Source organism: Rheinheimera hassiensis (assembly GCF_022436675.1).
GTDB lineage: Bacteria > Pseudomonadota > Gammaproteobacteria > Enterobacterales > Alteromonadaceae > Alishewanella > Alishewanella hassiensis.
In genome coordinates this window covers 498,825-520,502 of the sequence record NZ_JAKUJZ010000003.1, presented here as the reverse complement: position 1 = coordinate 520,502, position 21,678 = coordinate 498,825, and the positions used below count along the sequence as shown (strand labels likewise).

The 21,678-nt window shown below is 44.0% G+C and carries 21 protein-coding genes; all 21 read left to right on the top strand.

Going from position 1 to position 21,678, the window contains the following annotated elements:
* The first annotated feature begins 89 nt into the window (after positions 1-89).
* The 21 genes from MJX74_RS08275 (at position 90) to gmd (ending at position 21,570) form a co-directional block, all read left to right on the top strand.
* Positions 90-950 (top strand): flagellin N-terminal helical domain-containing protein, encoded by an 861-nt coding sequence (locus MJX74_RS08275; RefSeq protein WP_240222401.1) that lies wholly within the window; start codon positions 90-92, stop codon positions 948-950.
* Between the two features lie 68 nt (positions 951-1,018).
* A complete protein-coding gene (locus MJX74_RS08270; RefSeq protein ID WP_240222400.1) occupies positions 1,019-1,399 on the top strand; it encodes a flagellar protein FlaG in 381 nt (126 codons plus the stop codon).
* Between the two features lie 8 nt (positions 1,400-1,407).
* Entirely contained in the window at positions 1,408-2,868 is a 1,461-nt protein-coding gene (gene fliD / locus MJX74_RS08265; protein WP_240222399.1) for a flagellar filament capping protein FliD, read from the top strand.
* 22 nt (positions 2,869-2,890) lie between these two features.
* Positions 2,891-3,328: a flagellar export chaperone FliS gene (gene fliS / locus MJX74_RS08260; protein WP_240222398.1), complete on the top strand. Its 438-nt coding sequence runs from the start codon at positions 2,891-2,893 to the stop codon at positions 3,326-3,328.
* Positions 3,328-3,633: a hypothetical protein gene (locus MJX74_RS08255; RefSeq protein WP_240222397.1), complete on the top strand. Its 306-nt coding sequence runs from the start codon at positions 3,328-3,330 to the stop codon at positions 3,631-3,633. The genes fliS and MJX74_RS08255 overlap by 1 nt, the downstream gene beginning before the upstream one ends.
* 20 nt (positions 3,634-3,653) lie before the next feature.
* Positions 3,654-6,452: a 6-hydroxymethylpterin diphosphokinase MptE-like protein gene (locus MJX74_RS08250; protein WP_240222396.1), complete on the top strand. Its 2,799-nt coding sequence runs from the start codon at positions 3,654-3,656 to the stop codon at positions 6,450-6,452.
* A 76-nt stretch (positions 6,453-6,528) separates the two neighbouring features.
* Positions 6,529-7,479, top strand: a complete 951-nt coding sequence (locus MJX74_RS08245; protein WP_240222395.1) for a glycosyltransferase family 2 protein — start codon at positions 6,529-6,531, stop codon at positions 7,477-7,479.
* Entirely contained in the window at positions 7,476-8,651 is a 1,176-nt protein-coding gene (gene glf, locus MJX74_RS08240; RefSeq protein WP_240222394.1) for a UDP-galactopyranose mutase, read from the top strand. Before MJX74_RS08245 ends, glf begins: the two co-directional genes overlap by 4 nt.
* Entirely contained in the window at positions 8,648-9,826 is a 1,179-nt protein-coding gene (locus tag MJX74_RS08235) for a capsular polysaccharide export protein, LipB/KpsS family (RefSeq protein ID WP_240222393.1), read from the top strand. The genes glf and MJX74_RS08235 overlap by 4 nt, the downstream gene beginning before the upstream one ends.
* Positions 9,819-10,940 carry a class I SAM-dependent methyltransferase gene (locus MJX74_RS08230; RefSeq protein WP_240222392.1) on the top strand — a complete coding sequence of 374 codons (1,122 nt, stop codon included), beginning with the start codon at positions 9,819-9,821 and terminating at the stop codon, positions 10,938-10,940. The genes MJX74_RS08235 and MJX74_RS08230 overlap by 8 nt, the downstream gene beginning before the upstream one ends.
* Complete coding sequence (locus tag MJX74_RS08225) at positions 10,937-12,133, top strand: glycosyltransferase family 2 protein (protein WP_240222391.1); 1,197 nt, start codon at positions 10,937-10,939, stop codon at positions 12,131-12,133. The genes MJX74_RS08230 and MJX74_RS08225 overlap by 4 nt, the downstream gene beginning before the upstream one ends.
* A 79-nt stretch (positions 12,134-12,212) precedes the next feature.
* Entirely contained in the window at positions 12,213-12,980 is a 768-nt protein-coding gene (rfbF, locus tag MJX74_RS08220) for a glucose-1-phosphate cytidylyltransferase (protein WP_240222390.1), read from the top strand.
* Positions 12,980-14,056 carry a CDP-glucose 4,6-dehydratase gene (gene rfbG, locus MJX74_RS08215; protein ID WP_240222389.1) on the top strand — a complete coding sequence of 359 codons (1,077 nt, stop codon included), beginning with the start codon at positions 12,980-12,982 and terminating at the stop codon, positions 14,054-14,056. Before rfbF ends, rfbG begins: the two co-directional genes overlap by 1 nt.
* Positions 14,041-14,604, top strand: coding sequence for a dTDP-4-dehydrorhamnose 3,5-epimerase family protein (locus tag MJX74_RS08210; protein ID WP_240222388.1), 564 nt, complete (start codon positions 14,041-14,043; stop codon positions 14,602-14,604). The genes rfbG and MJX74_RS08210 overlap by 16 nt, the downstream gene beginning before the upstream one ends.
* Entirely contained in the window at positions 14,601-15,824 is a 1,224-nt protein-coding gene (locus tag MJX74_RS08205; protein ID WP_240222387.1) for a class I SAM-dependent methyltransferase, read from the top strand. Before MJX74_RS08210 ends, MJX74_RS08205 begins: the two co-directional genes overlap by 4 nt.
* On the top strand, positions 15,821-16,702 hold the full coding sequence (locus MJX74_RS08200) for an NAD-dependent epimerase/dehydratase family protein (protein WP_240222386.1): 882 nt from the start codon (positions 15,821-15,823) through the stop codon (positions 16,700-16,702). The genes MJX74_RS08205 and MJX74_RS08200 overlap by 4 nt, the downstream gene beginning before the upstream one ends.
* A 92-nt stretch (positions 16,703-16,794) precedes the next feature.
* Entirely contained in the window at positions 16,795-17,877 is a 1,083-nt protein-coding gene (locus MJX74_RS08195) for a class I SAM-dependent methyltransferase (protein ID WP_240222385.1), read from the top strand.
* Positions 17,874-18,644 (top strand): cephalosporin hydroxylase family protein, encoded by a 771-nt coding sequence (locus MJX74_RS08190; protein ID WP_240222384.1) that lies wholly within the window; start codon positions 17,874-17,876, stop codon positions 18,642-18,644. Before MJX74_RS08195 ends, MJX74_RS08190 begins: the two co-directional genes overlap by 4 nt.
* A gap of 7 nt (positions 18,645-18,651) precedes the next feature.
* Positions 18,652-19,614: a hypothetical protein gene (locus MJX74_RS08185; RefSeq protein ID WP_240222383.1), complete on the top strand. Its 963-nt coding sequence runs from the start codon at positions 18,652-18,654 to the stop codon at positions 19,612-19,614.
* The gene (locus MJX74_RS08180; RefSeq protein ID WP_240222382.1) at positions 19,607-20,551 is read left to right on the top strand and encodes a glycosyltransferase family 2 protein; all 945 of its coding nucleotides are present in this window, start codon (positions 19,607-19,609) and stop codon (positions 20,549-20,551) included. Before MJX74_RS08185 ends, MJX74_RS08180 begins: the two co-directional genes overlap by 8 nt.
* Complete coding sequence (gene gmd / locus MJX74_RS08175; protein WP_240222381.1) at positions 20,545-21,570, top strand: GDP-mannose 4,6-dehydratase; 1,026 nt, start codon at positions 20,545-20,547, stop codon at positions 21,568-21,570. The genes MJX74_RS08180 and gmd overlap by 7 nt, the downstream gene beginning before the upstream one ends.
* Positions 21,571-21,678: the final 108 nt, after the last annotated feature.

Genomic DNA, 21,678 nt, shown 5'->3' with positions numbered 1-21,678 from the left:
CAAGTTGCAGCTTGGCTCAATTAACGGGATAACCGTATTTTAAACATCAGTTGAACGTAGCACCGCTACTGCCAACTAAGGAGTGACTCATGGCTTTATTTGTAAATACCAATACCTCGTCGCTGAATGCTCAGCGTCAGTTATTTAATTCTGGCAACTCACTGGATGTTGCATTTAAACGTTTATCTTCAGGCTTTCGCATTAACAGTGCGCAGGATGATGCCGCTGGCTTGCAAATCTCTAACCGCTTAACCAGCCAGGTTAATGGCTTAGATCAGGCTGCGCGTAATGCCAATGATGGTATTTCACTGGCCCAGGTAGCAGAAGGTGCTTTTGATGAAATGACCACTTCATTACAACGTATGCGCACGCTGGCGATTCAGGCGCAAAATGGTATTAGTAATGCCGATGACGTTGCCGCTTTACAAAAAGAATTCAGTTCTTTAAAAATAGAAATTACCCGTATCGCAGATACCACAGAGTTTGGTGGTACAAAACTTTTAACAGGCGAGTTTTCTACTAAGGTACTGGTAGGTGCTCAAGCCTCATCGAATGACTTTATTAATGTTAATATCAGAGCCAGTAGTGGCGCTAATGGTTGGACAGCTAATGGTTTAGGCTTGGGGGCTGCAGGTGCGGGTGGTTTGGCATTCACAGGAGGTGTAGTCACTGGCGCCTCTGCAGCAATGACAGCTATCGATGCTGCAATTAAAGCGGTTGATGGTAAACGTGCCGATTTAGGTGCTACACAAAACCGTTTTCAAGCAACTATTCGTAACTTAACCAATATATCTGAGAACGTATCCGCTGCCCGCAGCCGTATTCGTGATACAGATTTTGCTAAAGAAACGGCGGAGCTGACCCGTACGCAGATTCTGCAACAAACCAGTACAACTGTATTGGCGCAGGCAAATCAGCGGCCACAGGCAGCTTTATCTTTATTGGGTTAAACTAATACGCGTAGTGGTGAGAATTAAGCCAAAAGTTCTCACCCTGCGCGCCGATAAGGAGGCTGAATATGAGCAGCATTAGTGCAAATAATGTGTCAGTGGCAAGCTATATACCAGTTGCTGATAAACCCTCTACGCGTTCGGCCCAGGCTGAGCCAGAGCAGGTTAAGGCATCGGAAACAGTTAAGCCTGTTACTGAAATCAGTAAGACTGAATTACAACAAGCCGTTGACGTAGTAAATCAGGCGGTATCGTTGGAGCAACGGTCATTAAGCTTCTCAATAGATGACGTATCAGGTCGTTCAGTGATTAAAGTGATAGACTATGAGACAGACGAGCTGATAAAACAGATACCATCTGAAGAATTATTGAAAGTTGCACAAGATATTAAACGGTTACAGGAAGAAATGGGGCAGTCTATTGGCCTGTTAATCGACAATAAAGTATAGAGGTTATTATGTCCGGTATTAATTTTTTAGGCTCAGCTTCTGGATTACCGCTGGAAGAGCTGGTTAAAACCTTCGTTAAAACCGAGCGTGATGTAAAGCTTGGCCGGATTAATACGCAGAAAACCACGCTTGAGTCGTCTCTTTCGGGAGTGAGTCGTCTTAAATCCGCTTTATCTGCTTTCCAGGATGCTGCCAAAAAGCTCAGTGGTGAAAGTCTTAATACTCGTAAGGCCACTATTGTTCAACCCACAGAGAATAAAACCTACATTGAAGCTACAGTTTCAAACCGCGCCGCAGCTGGCAGCTTTGATATAAAAGTTAACAGCTTGGCGTCAGGTAGCCGCTTTGAGACGCAAGATATGGCGTTTACATCGGCAACAGACGTTGTCAGTACGACGGATGGCACGCTATCGTTTACCGCAGGTGACAAAACCTTCGATATAGATGTAACCGCAGGTATGACGCTCAATGAGCTACGCCGCAAAATTAACGAAAGCAGCGACAATTTTGGTGTCAATGTCAATATTGTCAATGCGGGTGGTGGTGTCGGCTCCAAACTGGTATTTACTTCTGATATCACCGGAGAAGGTAATGATCTGGTTGTTAGTAATAATAATGCAGAGTTAGATCGTATATCAACAGTGCCCACTGGTGCTACACAGGTGATGGAGCAAAAACAAATAGCACAAAATGCTGTCATCGAAATTGATGGTATCCTTGCGACAAGCAGCAGCAATACGTTTAAAAATGCTATTCAGGATATTGATATCACGGTTAAAGCTATAACGCCGGAAAATAACAACGCTTCTTTAGATGTTGCCTATGATAAGAAAGCTGTTGAAGAAAATATCAACGCTTTTATAACAAGTTACAATGCTTTAGTCGATCAGGTTAATAACCTGACTAAGTTTCGAACGTTGGGCTCTGATGGCAAAACCGTAACTGCCGAAGGTGGTGCACTTGCCGGCGATTCTTTGCCCCGTAATATTATGGGGCAGCTAAGAGGAATGCTGGGCAGTAATATAGATGACGCAGATAGTGGGCTGTCTACTTTGTATGCACTGGGTATTACCATGGACAAAAACGGTAAGTTGGAAATATCCACCAGTACAGAATTTGGCAGCGAATCCGGTAAGTCGAGGTTTGATGCAGCCTTGAACGAAAACTTCGACAGTATTGCTAAAGTGTTTGGTGGCGATAACGGGCTGATAACACAGATAGACTCTTTTATTACTGATTTTAATAAAGGCGGCGGCGTTATTGACGTTCGAGAAAAATCGCTGAAAAAACAAATTGAAGATAATGCTAAAGCTTTAGAGGCTGCTAACCGATATATGGATAACTACGAAAAAAGCCTGCGTAAAAGATATGTAGCGCTGGATTCACTGTTAGGCGGTATGCAAAGAACTGCTTCAGCTGTGACGTCTCAGCTTACTAGCTTACCTGGGTTTAATACAAATAAGTCTTAGCTGATTTAAGAGGTTATCTGATATGAGTTATGGTGTGAAAGCGTATAAAGCTGTGGGTATTAAAGATGATTTAGCCGTTGCGGATCCGCATCGTGTGATCCAGCTACTAATGCAGGGCGCGCTGGAAAATATCGCTAAAGCTAAGGGCGCTATTGAACGCAAAGATTTTGCTGTTAAATCAGCCACTATTTCTAAAGCCATGGCCATCATTAGTGCATTACAGGGTTCTTTAGATATGGATGCAGGTGGCGAGATATCTGAAAATCTTTGGTCTTTATACGACTTTATGATAAACCACCTTGTGCTAGCCAGTCGTGAAAGCAGTCTTGATAAGTTGAACGATATACTGGGAATTTTGTTGACGGTTAAATCAGCATGGGATCAAATACCGGTTGCTGACAGGGAAAAAGGTTATCAACTGCAGGCTCAGAAACAACAACCAATGGCTGTAGGTGCCTGATGTCTGAGCCTGAACCAACTCTGCTAGCTTCAACACTGCGTGCTCAGATGGATACTTTACTAACTGAGAGCACTGTACCGGTAGAAGAATTAGAGGTTTTGGCGCAGATCTATAACCAGCACATAAGTAACGCTCAGCCAGGGCAAATGACGACAGCGGAATATGCTGGTTTTCTTCAGACAAACCTTGACTGGCTGAATACTTTTATAGATAAACTGTCAGCAGCAAAACTGGCTGTTGCTGCTGAATTAATCACAATCCAAAAAGGTAAAAAAGCAAAGCAGGGCTACAGCGAGAATAATTAGTATAATTCGATAAGGCCGTTATGCTTAAATATATAAATAATCAGTTGTTGCAGGATCAACTACAGCAGCAACAGCTTGAAACGCACCTCTCTGCACACATTCAGCAACGCTTGCCACAAAATATCGCTGCATTTCGAAAGTATCAGCCTGCTTTACTTCCGTTACTTCAAGGTGTTGCTACACAGTATTTTATATTCTGCACACGCGCCGGTGAGATGAATATTACTGATTGTACTACGGGGCGGGTGTTATACGGCGAGCGCCCTTCAGACGAAGCTGTAGCAGAAGCACAGAGCTTTTGGCAGTATGCGCCTTATACCAGCCTTACTTCAACAGCTGAATTAGCCAACCAGCAACTTCAAACTGAAGCACTACCAGTAGCTGTTGATACCATTATGGTGTTTGGTATAGGGCTTGGTCACCACATTGCAGAGTTACTGCGTAATGTACGAATTAAATATTTAGTTATTTATGAGCCAGAAGCCGATTTTTTACTCTGCTCTGTTCAGGCTATTGATTGGACAGAAATCTTTGAGCTAGCAGAGGCTTTAGGTACGCAAATCTCATTTCAGATAGGTAATAGCGGTACGAGTGTCACTGCAGATTTGGCTGAGCTGCTATCTTTATCTGCCGATATGCAAAAAGTGTATTTATATCGACATATTGCTCATAAAGTTAGTGACGAAGTGTTTGAATTTTTGACAACAAACTCCGGTAAACCACAACAATTGTTTAAACACGGCTACCAGTTTCTAGGTTTTGAACATGCTCAGGATTTTTTACCTCAGCGTCCGGGGAATATTCTGGCAAACCAGGTTTACAGCACTGAATATACAGCACAGCAGAGGCTCTGTTTTGAGCGGAATATGCAAGCAATTGCAAAGCTGTATCCAGACGTCTACCAGAACTTTATTGCATACCAACCAATGCGGTGGCAGCTTATCAATCAAAGCGACGGCTCTGTTAATGTGCAGCACATTCGGCGTCAGGCTACGTTTTATCTGGATATTGAATACGAATCTGCCGAGTTAATACAGCAGTTTATAAAGCAACCAGCAAAAGACGACATCATGGTTAATCAAACCGTAACCTGGAAGTTTCGTCATTATGTGCATTATCAGGCGATAAAAGAGTTACAGGCAATATTCGCTGACATTGAGCATCATCAACAGGAATTACCCGGCAAGGTTAATTCTTTAATTGTATTTGGCATAGTGCTGGGGTGCCATCTGGAGCTGTTGTTACAGCAACATGAGGTAAATAATTTATACCTTTGCGAACCTAACACTGATTTCTTTTATGCCAGCTTGTATGTTACCGATTGGGCCGGGGTGCTGGAAACCGCAGATAAAAACGGCCGCCGGGTTTATCTGAATATCGGCGGAACCGGTCAGGAGTATTTCGCTGACTTTGCTGAACAATTTTATCATAGTGGTGCTTATGCGATAGCTGATACTTATATGATGACCAGCTACTACACACCAGCGCTTGCTCAAGCTGTACGCATGTTACGTAGTCAGTTAAGAGTTATTCTGGCATTAGGAGAGTATTTTGATCATGTGCGTTATGGCATTGCCCATACAGCACACAGCATGCAAGCCAATCATCATTTCTTAAAAAACCTTACAACATTACCTGTGTACGCTGCGCAAAATATCCCGGTTTTTATTGTCGGTAATGGGCCAAGCCTTGATGACTGTATAGAATACATTCGGGAATATCGCGACAAGGTTATGCTTATCAGTTGCGGTACTGCGCTTAAAGCACTGTATACGTTAGGCATTAAACCCGACATTCATGCAGAAATAGAGCAAAACCGTTCAACCTACGACTGGGTTACACAGGTGCCAGATCGCGACTATCTGAAAAGCATCAAGTTGTTATCTGTAAATGGTATTCATCCTGATACTGCAGCGTTATTTCAGGATGTATATCTGGTATTTAAAGAAGGTGAAGCCTCTACGGTATTATTTCAGTCTACCCTTAAACAAGCAGGGTTTGATACCGAGGCGTTAGAGTTTGCTTACCCAACAGTGTCAAACTTAGTGGTAAACTTTGTACTAAAAACCGGTTTTAAGCATATTTATTTGTTTGGTGTTGATTTAGGTTATGCAAATGTGTCGCAGCACCATTCTAAGCACTCGGCATACTACAAAGCTGATGGCAAAGAGGTTTACAACTATAAAAAAATGCATGGTGATGGTATTCCTATCCCCGGTAACTTTCAGCCTACGGTATATACCAAACCGGAGTTTGATGTTTCGCGCCGCTTGATTGAAGACGTAATTGCCGCTCATCAGCAAAAAACTGATGTATACAATTGCAGTAATGGCGCAAGAATTAGCGGGGCAACGCCACTTCTACCAGACAATATTTTGTTGCGTGATGTACCGGATCAGCCAGCAAAGCTTCTTAACGACATGTTTAATGTACTGTTTTATCAACACTACTCCTCGAGTGTTGAGAATATTTTGCAGCATTACAATCTGGAATATTTACGAATGACGATAGATCAGTGGTGCAAATTGATTGAAACTCCTGTTGCGTCATTGGCGGAGGCCCGCGATATTATCAGCCAACAATGGTTGCATTTGCGTAGCTCCGTGCAGCAAAAAGGTAATCTGACCATGTTGCTATTCAACGGCAGTACTATGTATTTCCTAAGTGTGTTAACTAAACTGCTACCTGTAAACGACTCAGAAGAGCAACTCCGACGCTTTAATCAGGTACTTAGTGTGTGGCGCGACTATCTGCAAAAAGCGGTTGAGGAGTTTATTGCCGAGCCATTTAAGTTTGATACTACACAGGTCGCTCTCTAGCAAAGAACGCTAAAGCTGATAGTCAGACTGGCCGATAAAACACCTGACGATGGGATTTTCAGATCTGAGAGCATCTATGAAATTATCTGTTATTGTTCCAGCATATAAGTTGGCGCCCTACATACACGAATGTTTGTTAAGTATTCTTGCTCAGCAGACAGATTTTGATTTTGAGGTTATTGTTTGTGATGATGCCTCGCCTGACAACACTTATGATGTTATTTGCTATTTGCAACCGGCTTTTGCCAATCTGGTAGTGCTACGCAATGAGATTAACCTCGGGCTGGTAGGAACGATGCATCGCCTGCTCGAAACGGCTAAAGGCCAGTATATTGCTTATCTTGATGGTGATGATATCGCCTTACCGGGAAAATTACAGCAGCAGGTAAATTACCTGGAGCAGCACCCCAGCTGTAGCATGGTTTATCATGAGTCAGAGATGTTCGATAGTGCAACAGGTCAGCGTTTGAAATGGTATTCCAGCGAATATTACAATTACCATTATATTCCGCAGCAAGCAGATATTACCCATCTGATTCGGTATACCGTCTTTTTGCAAGCCAGCAGCATAATGTTTCGCCGCCATGCATCTTTACTTCAGACGCTACAACATGGCTGCCAGATTATTTGTGATTTCCCATGGCAGATTATGAATGTTGGTTTACTGGGGGGCAGCATAGACAGGCTGAATACACCGTTAGGGCGTTATCGTATTCATAGCAATAGCTTTGGTGCTCAGACACAACAAAGCCACCAACGCCGGTTAAAAGTGACCGATGAACTGGCAGCGGCTTGTCGTTTAGGTAAACAGTTTGGTGTGTCTGACGAAGTTATCCAGCTTGGCATCAATCATGTGTATTTTTCTGCAGCATTATATTTTTTACGAGCGGGTGAACCCGATTTGTTCTTGCAAATGATTGAATTATCAGCCGTGAACTCGCAGTTCTTTGATAAGAGGCATTCTGACGCTTATCAAAAACGGCAGCAGCCTGAGCAGGTAAAACAGTTGTTGGGTTGGTTATCATGAGCACCTATCAGGCCATTGTTGTTGGCTCAGGTTTTTCTGGTGCAGTAATGGCAGAGCGGCTCGCTGGCGAGCTGGGGTGGAAGGTGTTGGTGCTGGAGCAACGCTCGCATGTAGCGGGCAACTGTTTTGACAAGAAGAACGAACAAGGCATAACAGTACATCAATACGGTCCGCATTTATTTCATACTTCTAAACCACTAGTGTGGGAGTATCTGTCACGTTTTACCGCCTGGCACTCATACCAGCATAAGGTATTGGCCAGAGTAGGGGAACAGTTAATTCCTTTGCCTTTTAACCTTAACTCGCTACATCTGGTATATCCGGCAGAACAAGCGCTTGCGCTGGAGAAAAAGCTGCTTGATTTATATGGCGCAGGAACCCGAGTCTCTATTCTTAAGCTACGAGAGACTGCCGACCCAGAACTACGTGAATTAGCTGACTGGATTTACCAGAATATTTTTGTCAATTACACCATGCGCCAATGGGGTATTAAAGCAGAAGACATTGCCCCTGAAGTACTTGCCAGAGTGCCGGTGGTATTAAGCCGTGATGATCGTTATTTTCACGACAACTACCAGGCGATTCCAGCTGCAGGTTACACGGCACTGATTAGCCGTTTATTGTCACATCAAAATATTAATGTGCAGCTACAGCAGAATGCTTTGCAAAGGATCAAACTGGAACAGGGGCAAATCTGGCTGGATGGCGAACTTTTTAATGGCAAACTGATTTACACCGGTATGCTTGATCAGCTGTTTGCTTATCAGTTTGGTGAATTGCCTTACCGATCGTTACAGTTTGTATTCCGGCAGCTTGATTGCCCTTATTTTCAGACGGCAACCACCGTTAACTACCCTAATGCGCCTGACTTTACCCGTATTACCGAGTTTAAACATATTCTGGCTGAACCATCAGATAGCACCACCATCGTTACTGAATACCCTCAGGATTACGATAAAAACGATCCTGAAAGAAATATTCCTTACTACCCGGTATTTACTGCGGATAACCAGCAGCGGTTCGAAAAGTACAAAATGCTGTCGGCACAATATCCTCAGCTAATTCCTCTTGGCAGGCTGGCAGAGTATAAATACTTTAATATGGATGACGCAGTGGCTAATGCACTGGAAATCAGCCAGCAGCTATTTGAACAGCATGGAAAACCGATATGAGCGGGGTACGCTGCTGGCGTCTCGCTGAGTTAAATCAGCATGACTATGCAGTTATTGGCTCAGGGGGGTTTGTGCAAATTTTGCTGAACACTTTGCAGCAAACAAATACCCGTTTACCCCAGGCCTTGCTCGACGCTAACAAACCTGAGCAGGCAATTAGCGACGTCGACTATCTTGTGCTGGGGACTGATACCTTTCAACTGGAAATAATCGAACGTTGGCAGCCTCATCTTAGAGCCGGACAACGGTTTATTGATGTCAGCGATATTGTGCAATGTGCCAAATTTGGGGTTCAATCTCCTGCTTTGGATTATCCCTGCGACAACACGGTCGATGTCCTGTTTTGTGGTATCGGCACCGCGGTTAGCGAAGCTCAGTGGCTGTCTCCAGTACGCCAACATCTGACAGAAAAGGGGTTGAGCTGGCGTTGTGTTCATCCTCTGGAGGAACATCAGAGTGATTTACTTCGTCAGGCAAGGGCCGTCATAGTCTGGAATGGCAGCCAGCGTATTTATCAAGATTTTCTGGCACAATGTCAGTTAAATACTGTTCCTGTCACCTATGCGGAGTGTGGTTTTTTTCCGCAGGCTGAACATTTCTACTTTGATAAAACTGGCGTTAATCTGGCCTCTCAGTTACGAGCAGATGATTTGAGTTGGTTAACAGCGCTTGATGTTGAAATGACACAGCACTACCGTTATCAACTTTTTCGGGCTAGACAAAACCGGGATAAAGGCTACGTTTTTGTGCCACTGCAAATTGCTTCCGATACCAATATACAGAACCACTCTCGTTTCGTTAACGGTATGCAGCAATATATAAATTTTGTCTTGTCGCAGCATGGTTCTGATAAAGTTATTTTTAAGGTGCATCCCAAAGACCTATATGCAAGTAACTATGAATTTTATGGTGCAGCTGTTAGCTCTGCAGATACGCTAGATCTGATTGCCGACGCTGCTTTGGTCAGAGGAATTAATTCATCAGTGTTATTTGAGGCGGCTTTGTTCGGCAAACAGGTTAAAGTAGATGGAGATTGCTTGTTAAATAACAACAGGGCTGACCCGCTACGTGTTGTTCAAGCGATAATTGCCCGGCAGTACCGCACAACAGAATTTGGACCTGAACAAGCCAAACTTGTACGTTTTTCCAATCTTGGACATTTATTCTATGACTGAATTACAGCTTAAAATCTGTATCGATAAAGCGCCTTCTGTTCTGGTATATGAGAATTCCGGGCGTCAGAGCCTGTCTGTTCTTGGCTGGGAGTTGTCCCGCTGTTATGAGAATGTCCGACACATCCGGCTTGAGCACGTGTTGCAGTATCTGACCACCATGGAAGCCGACACCGTGTTGCTGGATGTATTTAACACTTTGCAGATAGGCGGAACTATAGAAATTATATGTGAGGATTTTGATACAGTCGTTTTGCAATGGCAAAATGCTGTATGGGATGAAAATAGTATTCGCTCGCCGGACTCAGATGCCCGGCAAGCTTTTGCCAGATTATTTGGCCCACAGAAGTTAGGTAACCCGACACAAACGACTTATGATTCGGCGTACCCGGACACATTCAAATCAGCTTACAGCAGTGACCGGTTACACTTTCTGCTTGAAAGAGCAGGTTTTACAGAGGTGGCCGTAAAGGTTTCTGCTGGGATCCTGATCGGGCAGGGGCTAAAAACGATGCAAAGAGGCGAACGTCAAATCGCCAAAAGCCTAGCGGGGATCCGCCCTGATCATATTAATCGTTATACTTTTGCTAAAGATCAGCTTGTACTGCTGCAACCTTCAGCAGTTTTGGATTTAGCCTGCGGCATAGGCTATGGTTCAGCATTACTGGCTGATGCGTTGAAATGCAGGGTAGTTGGTGTAGATATAGACACAGGCGCTATCCAATATGCCAGACAACATTATGCATCCGAAGGCACTGAGTTTATTCAAGCTGATGCCCGATTGCTGGAGTTAGAAGCTGAAACTTTTGATGCTGTAGTATCCTTTGAAACAATTGAACACGTAGCGTTCGATCTGGAATTATTGCAGAAATTCCATCAGCTATTGAAAGTCGGTGGAACCTTGATTGTCTCTACGCCAAATCAGGATGTCATGCCTTTTGATGCTGAGAAGTTTCAGTATCATATCCGGCATTATACAGTACAGGAGTTTGTTGACTTGGTGCGTGCTGCAGGTTTCAAGGTGGCTGCTCGGTATCAGCAAAAAGATCCGCATGGTGGCGTGGTTGAACCCGGTCATGAAGGCGCCTTTACCATTCTGGTTTGCCATAAAGCATGAGTGTTATCGAGCGGGAACTTGTTTTTTCCGTAGTGATCCCGGTATTTAACCGGGTAGATCCGTTACGCAGAGCTTTGAAATCGGTACGGGCACAGGATTATCAGAGTTTTGAAGTCTTGATAGTAGATGATGGATCTGCGCCAGATATAAGCACAGCTATTGCCGAGTTGGTGAGTGAGCTAAACGATAGCCGGCTCAAGCTGATTGCCTATCGGGAAAACCACAATGGTGCTTATGCCAGAAATCAGGGAATTTTAGCCTCAACAGGCAAATATATCTGTTTTCTTGATTCCGACGACGAATGGTTGCCTGCCAAGCTAAGTCAGTGCAAAGAATTTATCAAACAGCATACAGGCTGCAAACTGTTTTATCATCGTTACTCGAATGTGCGTAATAACAACCCCGAGCCAGCTTTACCTCTTCAGCCGATACAAATAGGTCAAACGGCTGCTGAGTATTCATTTTGTGTCAATCGCTACGGCGGTATTCAGTCTAGTTGTATCACTGTTGAAGCTGAACACGCAAAAAGTACCCGTTTCAATGAGCAGCTAAAAGGCCATCAAGACTGGGATTTTGTACTCAGAGCTACCGCGGCTCTTTCTTACATCGGTTTTATACCTGCAGCATTAACCTGGCGGCATATTGCAGAAGGAAATGTCGGTATGGTGTCGAGAGATCTTAACTACCAGTTTTCGCGTGAATTCCTGATTGCTTACCGGCGGTTTTTCAGTTTAAAAGCAACTGCAGCCTATGCTGCATATATCCTGACCCATAAGCGCTTAAAAACCTGGCCCGAGCCTGATTTTGACCAATATCAGTTACTGGCATGGTTATATCACCCGTATTATTGTTATCAGCAGTACCGTCAGTTGTATCAACTACAGTCCAGATGCTCCAGGTTGGTACAGTATTGCCAACGTAACAATATTCGGTATGTGGCTTTGGTTGGCGTGAACGCCTATACCGAGTTTTTCATTGGTCATCATGGCAAGAATTTTGCTGGTATCACGTTGATAGATAAAACCAAGCGTGTCAATACTATGTTTGGTGATAGCCGCCCTGCGGCTGAGTTAATGGTTGAAGACTGGCAAAGAGTAGAGCTACTGGTGGCAATGACGGATCATCACTTTGCATCTATGCAGAGTGACTTAACTCCTTATACTGCAAAAGCCAGTCAGATGTATGCATTTTGATTTATATATCATAGGTTTATAAAGCTATGTTCCGGTTAAAGTTTGTAGTCGATAAAATGGCAGGAGAGTCAATCAGCTTATGAAAGCAGTTATTCTTGCGGGGGGCTTTGGTACTCGTATCAGTGAAGAATCGCATCTGCGTCCCAAGCCTATGATTGAAATTGGTGGCAAACCTATTCTGTGGCATATCATGAAAATTTATTCTGCTCATGGTATTAATGATTTTGTGATTTGCCTCGGTTACAAGGGATACATCATCAAAGAGTATTTTGCTAATTATTTCTTGCATATGTCAGATGTCACTTTTGATATGCGCTCAAACACAATGGAGGTTCATGAGAAACATGTCGAACCTTGGCGCGTAACTTTGGTAGATACTGGCGAGCACAGTATGACTGGTGGGCGTTTAAGGCGTGTCAGGGAGTATGTTGGAAATCAGACTTTTTGTTTTACCTATGGGGATGGTGTTTCAGATATTAATATTCAGGAAACAATTACTAAGCATAAAGCCTCTGGCAAGAAAGCCACGGTAACTGCTATTCAGCCTCCGGGGCGTTATGGTGCCCTGGATATCAGTGCTGGCCTTGTGCAGCAGTTTCAGGAAAAGCCCGCTGGTGATGGTGCATGGATAAACGGGGGGTTTTTCGTACTGGAACCTTCGGTGTTTGATTACCTGAGTAGCGACGCAGATAGTTTTGAAACTGAGCCACTTATGAAGATAGCCAGCCAGGGGCAATTAAATGCATATCAACACAAAGGTTTCTGGCATGCGATGGATACATTGCGTGACAAAAACCAGCTTGACCATTTATGGCAACAAGATAAAGCGCCCTGGAAAGTATGGTAATGTCATTATTTAACGGTATTTTTAACGGTAGAAAAGTACTGCTGACAGGCCATACCGGCTTTAAAGGTAGTTGGTTGGCTTACTGGTTAAAGCGCCTTGGTGCAGATGTGACAGGTGTCTCTTTGCAGCCGGTTACGTATCCTAATCACTGGCAGTTGTTGAATTTGAATATCAACAGTGTTGAGGCAGACATCAACAACGCTCAGATGATGAAATCGCTTCTGCAGCAAACCAAGCCTGAACTCGTATTTCATTTAGCTGCGCAGCCTCTGGTCAGGGCGTCTTATCGGGCCCCCGCAGATAACTGGCAAACGAATGTGATGGGAACAGTTAATGTGCTGGAAGCCTGCCGTTCGATATCATCTGTAAAAGCCATCGTTGCAGTTACGACGGATAAAGTGTACGAAAACAATAACAAAGGTGTTAATTTTTCAGAACAGGATCCATTGGGTGGTCATGACCCTTACAGTGCATCTAAAGCTGCCTGTGAACTGGTGATCCAAAGCTACCGACGCAGCTTTTTTGAACAACAGGGAATATTGTTAGCCAGTGCCAGAGCCGGCAATGTTATAGGCGGAGGCGATTGGGCTGAAGACAGACTAATTCCTGATATTGTCAGGGCCTCTCACGCCGGTTCCCCATTAAAAGTTCGTTACCCCGAAGCTGTGAGGCCTTGGCAACACGTCCTTGATTCGTTATCAGGGTATCTTTGTCTGGCGCAAGGCCTTTTGCTTGGACAGTCAGGCAGAGCTGCGGCTTGGAATTTTGGGCCTGATACTTCTGAGTGCGCAACGGTAGAGGTGGTGCTCCGACAAATGCAGCAACACTGGCCTGCGCTTAACTGGCAGGCTGAGTCAGAGCCACAACCTAATGAAATGTCATTTCTAATGTTAGACAGTGAACAAGCGCAGCGTCAGCTAAACTGGCGGCCTGTATGGCGTTTTGAACAAAGTGCACATTACACCGCACAGTGGTATCGGAATTTTTATAACCATAAGTTGGTTATTACAGGTGATCAATTGCGACAGTATTGCCAAGATGCAAAACAACAGGGGTTAGTATGGGCCAACAGCTAACCGCAGCTAAAACAAAGCTAAATGGAGTGTACTGCATTACGTCAGAACGCTTTAGCGACGAACGAGGTTTTTTCAGCCGCTGGTTTTGTGCCGAAACATTAAAATTGTTTATGGGTGGTGCTGTTATCCGGCAGATCAACCACTCTGTTAATCTGCTTCAAGGCGTGACGCGGGGTTTACATTTTCAACACTCTCCTGCAGCGGAGTACAAATTGGTACGCTGTATAAGAGGCAAAGTATTTGATGTAGTCGTTGATTTACGGCATGGCTCACCGACGTTATGTCAGCACGTTAGTATCGAATTAGAAGCAGAAAGCAATAATATGCTGCTTATTCCACCTGGCTGTGCTCATGGTTTTCAAGCACTTGAGGACGATAGCCAGTTACTGTATTTGCATACCGCAGATTATCAGCCGCAGTACGAAGGCGGCTGCCGGGTGGATGACCCTGTACTAAAAATAAATTGGCCTTTGCCGATAACACTATTATCAGAACGAGATGCTAACTTTCCGCTGCTCGGTCACAGTTTTGACGGAATTATGTTATGAGATGCCGACATTGTCAGTGTGAGCTTTCCTTACCTATGGTTGACCTGGGGATAATGCCGCCCTCGAATGCGTATTTAACTGGTGCTGAGCAATTTGCTAATGAAAAAGCGTATCCGCTTAAGGTCTGGGTTTGTCAGCACTGTTGGTTGGTGCAAACTGAAGACTTCACAAAGGCTGATGAGCTGTTCACCGCTGACTATGCTTATTTTTCATCGACATCCGCTAGCTGGTTAGCTCATGCCAGGCAGTTTGCAGACAGTTCGATTCAACAATTAGCATTAGATTCGAATAGTTTCGTGGTTGAGATCGCATCAAACGATGGTTATTTGTTGCAGAATTATCTTGCTCAAGCCATCCCATGTTTGGGCATTGAGCCGACGCAAGCAACAGCTGAGGCTGCAAGAAAGCTGGGCATAGAGGTTGTTTCTGAGTTTTTTACGACAGAGCTATCTGAAAAATTATGTCAGCAATATCGTCAGGCTGATTTGATCATAGCCAATAATGTACTGGCGCATGTGCCGGACATTAATGATTTTGCTAAGGGGATCAAGAAACTATTGGCTGCTGAGGGGCAGGTTAGCATTGAGTTCCCGCATCTGCTTAACCTTCTCAGATTGCATCAGTTTGATACCATCTACCATGAACATTACTCTTACCTTTCTTTGTACAGCGTTCAAAATGTCTTTTCTGCAGCGGGTTTACGCATTATAAATGTGGAAAAACTATTAACACATGGCGGAAGCCTAAGGGTTTGGTTGAGCCATACTGATAGTCATTATCAGGTTGATAGTTCGGTTGCGCTTGTTCTCGAGGAAGAAGAAAAAGCAGGATTACAGACCGCACAGCCTTATATTAACTTTCAAAAGCATGTTCGAAGAATAGCGGATGAGCTTAAAGCCTTTGTCAGCCAATGCAAAAGTGAAAACAAAACTCTTCTGGCTTACGGTGCAGCGGCCAAAGGTAATACTTTGCTTAATTTCGCTGGTATTACGGTGGCAGATATTCCCGTGGTTTATGATGCCGCGCCTTCCAAGCAAGGAAAATTTATGCCTGGCAGCCATATCCCGATAAAGAATCCTCAATTGCTTTTGGCGGAAAAGCCGGACTACATCCTTATACTGCCATGGAACATTACATCTGAAATTACGACGCAGTTGCAAAACATGGCCGTAAGGGGAGTAAGGTTTGTGGTCGCAGTTCCAGAACTGAGAATCTTATGAAAGTTCTGCTTACGGGGGCAACAGGTTTTATCGGACGGTATGTTTTGGCTGTGTTGCAACAGCAGCAAATACCGTTCATCGTACTAGGTAAAACCAAACCTGATGCACTTTCTCCGGAGCAATTTATCTCGTCAGACTTATTAACTGATAATGAGCTGAGCCTAAAGATCAGCAAGGCAGAATGTAGTCATTTACTGCACCTGGCATGGTACGCGGAACACGGCCTTTTCTGGCAATCCCCATTGAATTTTCAATGGGTCTACGCGAGCTGTCGCTTGCTGGAAGCCTTTGTTAATGCAGGCGGTAAGCATTTGGTTGTCACTGGCACCTGTGCAGAATATGGTTGGTCAGAGACGTTATGTGACGAAACTGATACACCTATACTGCCAGCAACGCTGTATGGCGTGGCAAAGGATGCGACTCGCAGGCTGATGCGAGCATATTGTACACAACACCATGTGAGTTGTATTTGGGGAAGGGTATTTCTACCTTATGGTGCAGGTGAGGATTCACGTAGAATAATTCCATCACTAATCCGGGCATTATCTCAGAATACAGAAGCCTTTACTGTAGATTTGGAGGCGTATCGTGATTTTATTCATGTCAGTGATGTAGCGGCGGCATTACTTACACTGCTCAAATCGAATCAAAGTGGTGAATATAATATTTGTAGCTCAGCACCGCTGCAGTTAAAAACAGTTGTTGAACATCTTAGTAGCTATTTAGGTCGTGACCCCTCGCCCTGGTACCAGGTTGCAGTGGTGAATGGCAAACAACCCAGATATCTGGCCGGCGAAAATCGTAAGTTGTGTTCGCTTGGCTGGAGACCTGTATTCAGTGTGCCTGCGGGGCTCTCTCAATTGCTAGCGGAGGCGTAATGTTGCCAAACTGTCTATGCCCGGTTTGTTCGTCGGTTGATACTGAATGTCTGTTGGAGCGGCATCAGGTACCTGTGCACCAGAACTTGATGATGGCGACTCAGTATCAGGCAGAAAATTGCGCTAAAGGCGAACTGCTACTGCGGCTCTGTTTAAACTGTGGTTTTGTATATAACAGTGGCTTTGACCTAAACCTTTTGGCATACGGAGATCAGTACGATAATACTCAGAGCCATTCTGCTATTTTCGAACGTTATCTGGATGAGTTGGTTGAGCAACTGGTTGAACAGCAAGGGGTACGTAATTGTACCGTAGTGGAAGTTGGGTGCGGCAAAGGCCACTTTTTGCAGAAATTAGTGTCATACCCTGACGCTAATATAAGGGGCTATGGCTTTGATCCCAGTTATGTCGGTCCAGAAACGAGCTTGGACGGACGATTAATTTTCAGACGACGTTACTATGACGACAGTTGTACTGACATACAGGCAGATGTCGTAATATGCCGCCATGTTATAGAGCATGTGCCAGATCCTTTGCCGTTTTTGCAAACTATTCAACGCGCCGTAATCAGCAATCCTGATGCTCGTATTTATTTCGAAACGCCTTGTATTGATTGGATCTTAAGCAATAAAGTTGTTTGGGACTTTTTTTATGAACATTGCTCATTGTTCAGTGTATCTTCTCTACGCACTGCTTTTGAATTGGCAGGCTTCTCGGTTAATTCTGTTCATCATGTATTTAACGGGCAATATCTGTGGTTGGAAGCAACAAATAAAACACCTAAAACGGTCTCCACTAATGCAACGAATACAGTGCACTTGGCTAAAGCATATAAAGAGGCCGATCAGCAGTTGCAGACTAAGTTGACCAGCTTATTGCTTGAGTTAAAAAGACAGGGCAACGTTGCATTGTGGGGCGCAGGTGCTAAAGGCGCAACCTTAGCACATTTGGTTGATACGTCTGGGCAATTGATAGATGCTGTAGTTGACATTAACCCGAATAAGCAAGGGAAATACATTCCGGGTAGCGGGCATAAAATTATCGCGCCCTCTCAGCTCAGGCAGTATGCAATTGAGCATATCATTTTAATGAACCCGAACTATCGTGAGGAAATCCAAACCTTGCTGGCTGCAGAGGGACTAAACGTAACCTTGCACGAATGGAGTATTACATGAAAATTACATTGGATACGGATCTGGACACTCTGACTGTTGTCGATAATGGAGCGGAACAAGTTTTACCTTTGTATTCTAAACAAGCTTTCGAAGTTATTTCCCGTCAGTGGGTAAGGGTTGGCTGGGATCAAAAGTATCAATACACCTTTAGCTGGTTTGGCCGTCCTGTTATACAGCTACCGGAAGATATGTTACGAATTCAGGAAGTTATCTATGCCATTCAACCGGATGTAATTATTGAAACAGGCGTTGCGCATGGCGGTTCACTGATTTTTTATGCAAGCTTAATGCAGGCTATCGGCAAAGGCCGGGTGATAGGGATCGATATAGACATTCGGCACCATAACAGGGTTGAAATTGAGAAACATCCTCTGTTCCATCGCATTACTTTACTTGAGGGCAGTTCGGTTGAGTCAACGTTAGTCAGCAAAGTCAGCTCCATGATCGCCCCTGATGAGAAAGTACTGATTATCCTTGACTCTGATCATAGCTATCAACATGTGATGGCAGAGCTGGGCGCATACGCACATTTGGTATCGACCGATTCTTATATTGTCGCCACCGACGGTATTATGTACGATTTGACTACAGCCCCCAGAGGAAAAGCTGAATGGGCGCATGACAACCCTCGTAATGCGGCTGTTGATTTTGCTGCTGCCCATCCCGAGTTCTGTCTGGAGCAACCTATTTGGCCGTTTAATGAGAGCCACTTGGAGAACAATATTACCCATTGGCCCGGAGCATGGCTAAGACGAGTCAAGGCATAATGTAGCCATGACCAAAATATTTTATTTTCCGCATTACAAGACAAACGAATATACCGAACTTTTATATTCTGAGGCTGCGGCCTTTGGCGTAGAACTTATCGTTTGGAACCGCCATTTGCCGTTTCAAAGCGGTGATATATTTCATCTGCATTGGGAAGATGCAGTGATCAAACACTCAGATAATCCTATGCTGTCTGCAACTATCTTTGTTGAACGCCTCGAAAAGATGAAGCAGATAGGCGTTCGGATAATATGGACAGTACATAACGTGGCTAGTCACCTAAGCGTTGATAATACCGCAGAGTTCTTGATTCGAAATTGGCTTAAAGTAAATGCAGACACGATAGTACTGCACTCACTGAAGCATATTGGAATACTTGGATTTGAAGATGTCAGTCACAAGATTCATATTACACCTTTGCCAGTATATATCCACGAGCCTTTGTATAAGCCATTGAAAGAAGTTTGCAGTATTGGTACAGCCGGACATGCCAGAAGCAACAAAAATTTACCTGCGCTGATAGGACTACTCGACTCAGTACAGGAAAGAATAGGAATTACCGGTATTATTCATGCTGCAGGTTATAAACCTGAAGCGCCTCTGCCGAACAGTTTGGAGTTGTATAACGAATATCTGACTCAGGATGCGTTTCATCAACTCTTGGATCGGATGGATACCGCTATTATTCTGTCTGCAGATAATCTCAACTCCAGTGCTCTGACTAATTTTCTTGGGCGTAATATTCCGTGTTTTGTTCCGTTAACACTATTTGATAATACTGATCTGCCAGAAGAGTATCGGGCTTGGATTCTGCCGCCTGATTTCTCTGCCGCAGTGGGTCATATTGATAAGTGTATTAATGAGATTGAGCATGTGAATAACCTAAAGAAATATATATACAACTGGTCATTAGCTCGTACTCCGAAGAAAGTATCTACGACCTTCTTTCAGGAGGTGATTTTTGGCTAGGTTTATTTCACTGGGCATGCCCAATTACAATAATACCTCTATGATAGAGCAGGCTGTGCAATCAGCGCTCACATCAAAGCGTATAAAACAGTTAGTGTTTTTCGATAACAGTTCAACTGACGACAGTCTTTCCGTTATACAGCACATAGCGGAGGACTATCCTGACGTCAATTTTGCTATTCATAAAAGGGACTCAAACCTTGGTGCTGCAGAAAATTTCAAGGACGTTTATCTTAATAGCAGTGAATATTATTTTGCCTGGCTGGCGACAGATGATTATGTTTGCGATGGATATTATGACAAATTGGCAGAGGTCTTAGACAATAGTGACGAAGGTTTTTGTGCCGGCGCTACAATTTTTCTGCATCCGGACGGGCAGCAACGAGCGGCAAGGTCAAATCGTCCATTGTCAGGAAAGTGGCATTGTCGACTGAACAGCTTTTTAACTGACCCTTGTGAAAATCAATGGTGTTATGGTTTATTCCGCCGGGAGCAGGTTGCAACTGCCATTCTAAGCTTGAATGATAGACCCGTTAGTGATTGGTTTATGATGATGCGGTTATTAAATCAGGGCGAATTTCAATTTAGAGCTGATTGTCAGGTTTACAGGCGAAAATCAGCTACGCAAAACTATTTTTCAGCGGCTAATTCTCCTTTTATCTACAGACTTTTTCATGAAACTAGCCCTGCTGAGTTTTTAATGGATTCAATGGCTGAAGTCATTAATGAGTTACAGTTCTCAGATGCTAATTTGCTGGCGCTATTGAAATTATATGTCAGGAAAATAATGGAGTTATTCAGATACAATAGTCACTTGGTTACTGACAGAACATCTGCGATTTTAAAAACGCAGAGTGACTTTGAAGTGATGATAAAAGAACGTGCCGCAATTTCAGATACTTTACTTTCGCAATTAGACTGGAGCTATCCATGGTAAAAAAAGCAATTATAACGGGGATAACAGGTCAGGATGGAGCTTATCTTACCCGCTTTCTGCTAGACCTTGGCTACCAGGTGTATGGCACTTACCGGCGAACCAGTACCAGTAATTTCTGGCGGTTAGCGGAGCTCAATGTATATGGCAGTGAGCGTTTGAAATTGGTCGAAGTAGATTTGACTGATTTATCAAACTGCATCCGTCTGGTTGATGAAATAAAGCCTGATGAAATTTATCATTTGGCCGCGCAAAGCCATGTTGGTACCTCTTTCAAGCAGCCTTTAACAACAGCACTGGTAACGGGGATTGGCCCAGTGCATTTACTCGAAGCTGTCAAGTTGGTCGATAAATCGATCCGATTCTACCAAGCCAGCACCTCAGAAATGTTTGGTAAAGTACAGCAGGTGCCGCAGGATGAGTCTACGCCTTTTTATCCGCGCAGTCCTTACGGTGCAGCCAAGTTATTCGCCCACTGCATGGCAATTAATTACCGAGAAGCCTACGGTATGTTCTGTAGTAGTGGTATTTTGTTCAATCATGAATCTCCGCTGCGTGGAATAGAGTTTGTCACACGGAAAATAACAGATGCGGTAGCCAGGATTAAGTACGGTAAACTCGACTGCCTCGAACTTGGCAATCTTGATGCAAGAAGAGACTGGGGATATGCAAAGGAATACGTAGAGGGGATGTACAACATTATTCAGCATGATGAGCCTGAGACCTTTGTGTTGGCAACGGGGGTAACGCAATCTGTACGTGATTTCATTCGCTATTCTTTTGAATATATCGGGGTAGATATCGATTTTTCTGGCAGCGGTGTAGATGAAGTCGGTTTTTGTAAAAAATCAGGCAAGCAACTCGTCAAAATAAACCCGGAGTTTTTTCGTCCCGCAGAGGTTGATTTGCTGATTGGAAATGCAGATAAAGCAAAAAGATTGCTTGGATGGCAGAGCGATACGTCGGTGCAAACTCTGTGTGAATTAATGGTTCAGGCTGATTTAAAACGACAACAGGTTTAAATAGCGTTAAATCGCGGCTGTATCGTTGAACAGCCGCCACCTGATGTTACCGATTATTCTAAATGGCATAAGAGATCCTTGGTTCAAATGCAAAGCTCTGGATTCTCA

What these genes read in the sequence shown, in the direction of transcription:
- MJX74_RS08195 (WP_240222385.1), top strand. Translation starts at nt 16,795, where the DNA reads ATGGCGACTCAGTATCAGGCAGAAAATTGCGCTAAAGGCGAACTGCTA.
- MJX74_RS08255 (WP_240222397.1), top strand. Translation starts at nt 3,328, where the DNA reads ATGTCTGAGCCTGAACCAACTCTGCTAGCTTCAACACTGCGTGCTCAG.
- MJX74_RS08235 (WP_240222393.1), top strand. Translation starts at nt 8,648, where the DNA reads ATGAGCGGGGTACGCTGCTGGCGTCTCGCTGAGTTAAATCAGCATGAC.
- MJX74_RS08250 (WP_240222396.1), top strand. Translation starts at nt 3,654, where the DNA reads ATGCTTAAATATATAAATAATCAGTTGTTGCAGGATCAACTACAGCAG.
- MJX74_RS08185 (WP_240222383.1), top strand. Translation starts at nt 18,652, where the DNA reads ATGACCAAAATATTTTATTTTCCGCATTACAAGACAAACGAATATACC.
- fliD (WP_240222399.1), top strand. Translation starts at nt 1,408, where the DNA reads ATGTCCGGTATTAATTTTTTAGGCTCAGCTTCTGGATTACCGCTGGAA.
- MJX74_RS08210 (WP_240222388.1), top strand. Translation starts at nt 14,041, where the DNA reads ATGGGCCAACAGCTAACCGCAGCTAAAACAAAGCTAAATGGAGTGTAC.
- MJX74_RS08205 (WP_240222387.1), top strand. Translation starts at nt 14,601, where the DNA reads ATGAGATGCCGACATTGTCAGTGTGAGCTTTCCTTACCTATGGTTGAC.
- MJX74_RS08200 (WP_240222386.1), top strand. Translation starts at nt 15,821, where the DNA reads ATGAAAGTTCTGCTTACGGGGGCAACAGGTTTTATCGGACGGTATGTT.
- rfbF (WP_240222390.1), top strand. Translation starts at nt 12,213, where the DNA reads ATGAAAGCAGTTATTCTTGCGGGGGGCTTTGGTACTCGTATCAGTGAA.
- MJX74_RS08230 (WP_240222392.1), top strand. Translation starts at nt 9,819, where the DNA reads ATGACTGAATTACAGCTTAAAATCTGTATCGATAAAGCGCCTTCTGTT.
- glf (WP_240222394.1), top strand. Translation starts at nt 7,476, where the DNA reads ATGAGCACCTATCAGGCCATTGTTGTTGGCTCAGGTTTTTCTGGTGCA.
- rfbG (WP_240222389.1), top strand. Translation starts at nt 12,980, where the DNA reads ATGTCATTATTTAACGGTATTTTTAACGGTAGAAAAGTACTGCTGACA.
- MJX74_RS08225 (WP_240222391.1), top strand. Translation starts at nt 10,937, where the DNA reads ATGAGTGTTATCGAGCGGGAACTTGTTTTTTCCGTAGTGATCCCGGTA.
- fliS (WP_240222398.1), top strand. Translation starts at nt 2,891, where the DNA reads ATGAGTTATGGTGTGAAAGCGTATAAAGCTGTGGGTATTAAAGATGAT.
- MJX74_RS08275 (WP_240222401.1), top strand. Translation starts at nt 90, where the DNA reads ATGGCTTTATTTGTAAATACCAATACCTCGTCGCTGAATGCTCAGCGT.
- MJX74_RS08245 (WP_240222395.1), top strand. Translation starts at nt 6,529, where the DNA reads ATGAAATTATCTGTTATTGTTCCAGCATATAAGTTGGCGCCCTACATA.
- gmd (WP_240222381.1), top strand. Translation starts at nt 20,545, where the DNA reads ATGGTAAAAAAAGCAATTATAACGGGGATAACAGGTCAGGATGGAGCT.
- MJX74_RS08270 (WP_240222400.1), top strand. Translation starts at nt 1,019, where the DNA reads ATGAGCAGCATTAGTGCAAATAATGTGTCAGTGGCAAGCTATATACCA.
- MJX74_RS08190 (WP_240222384.1), top strand. Translation starts at nt 17,874, where the DNA reads ATGAAAATTACATTGGATACGGATCTGGACACTCTGACTGTTGTCGAT.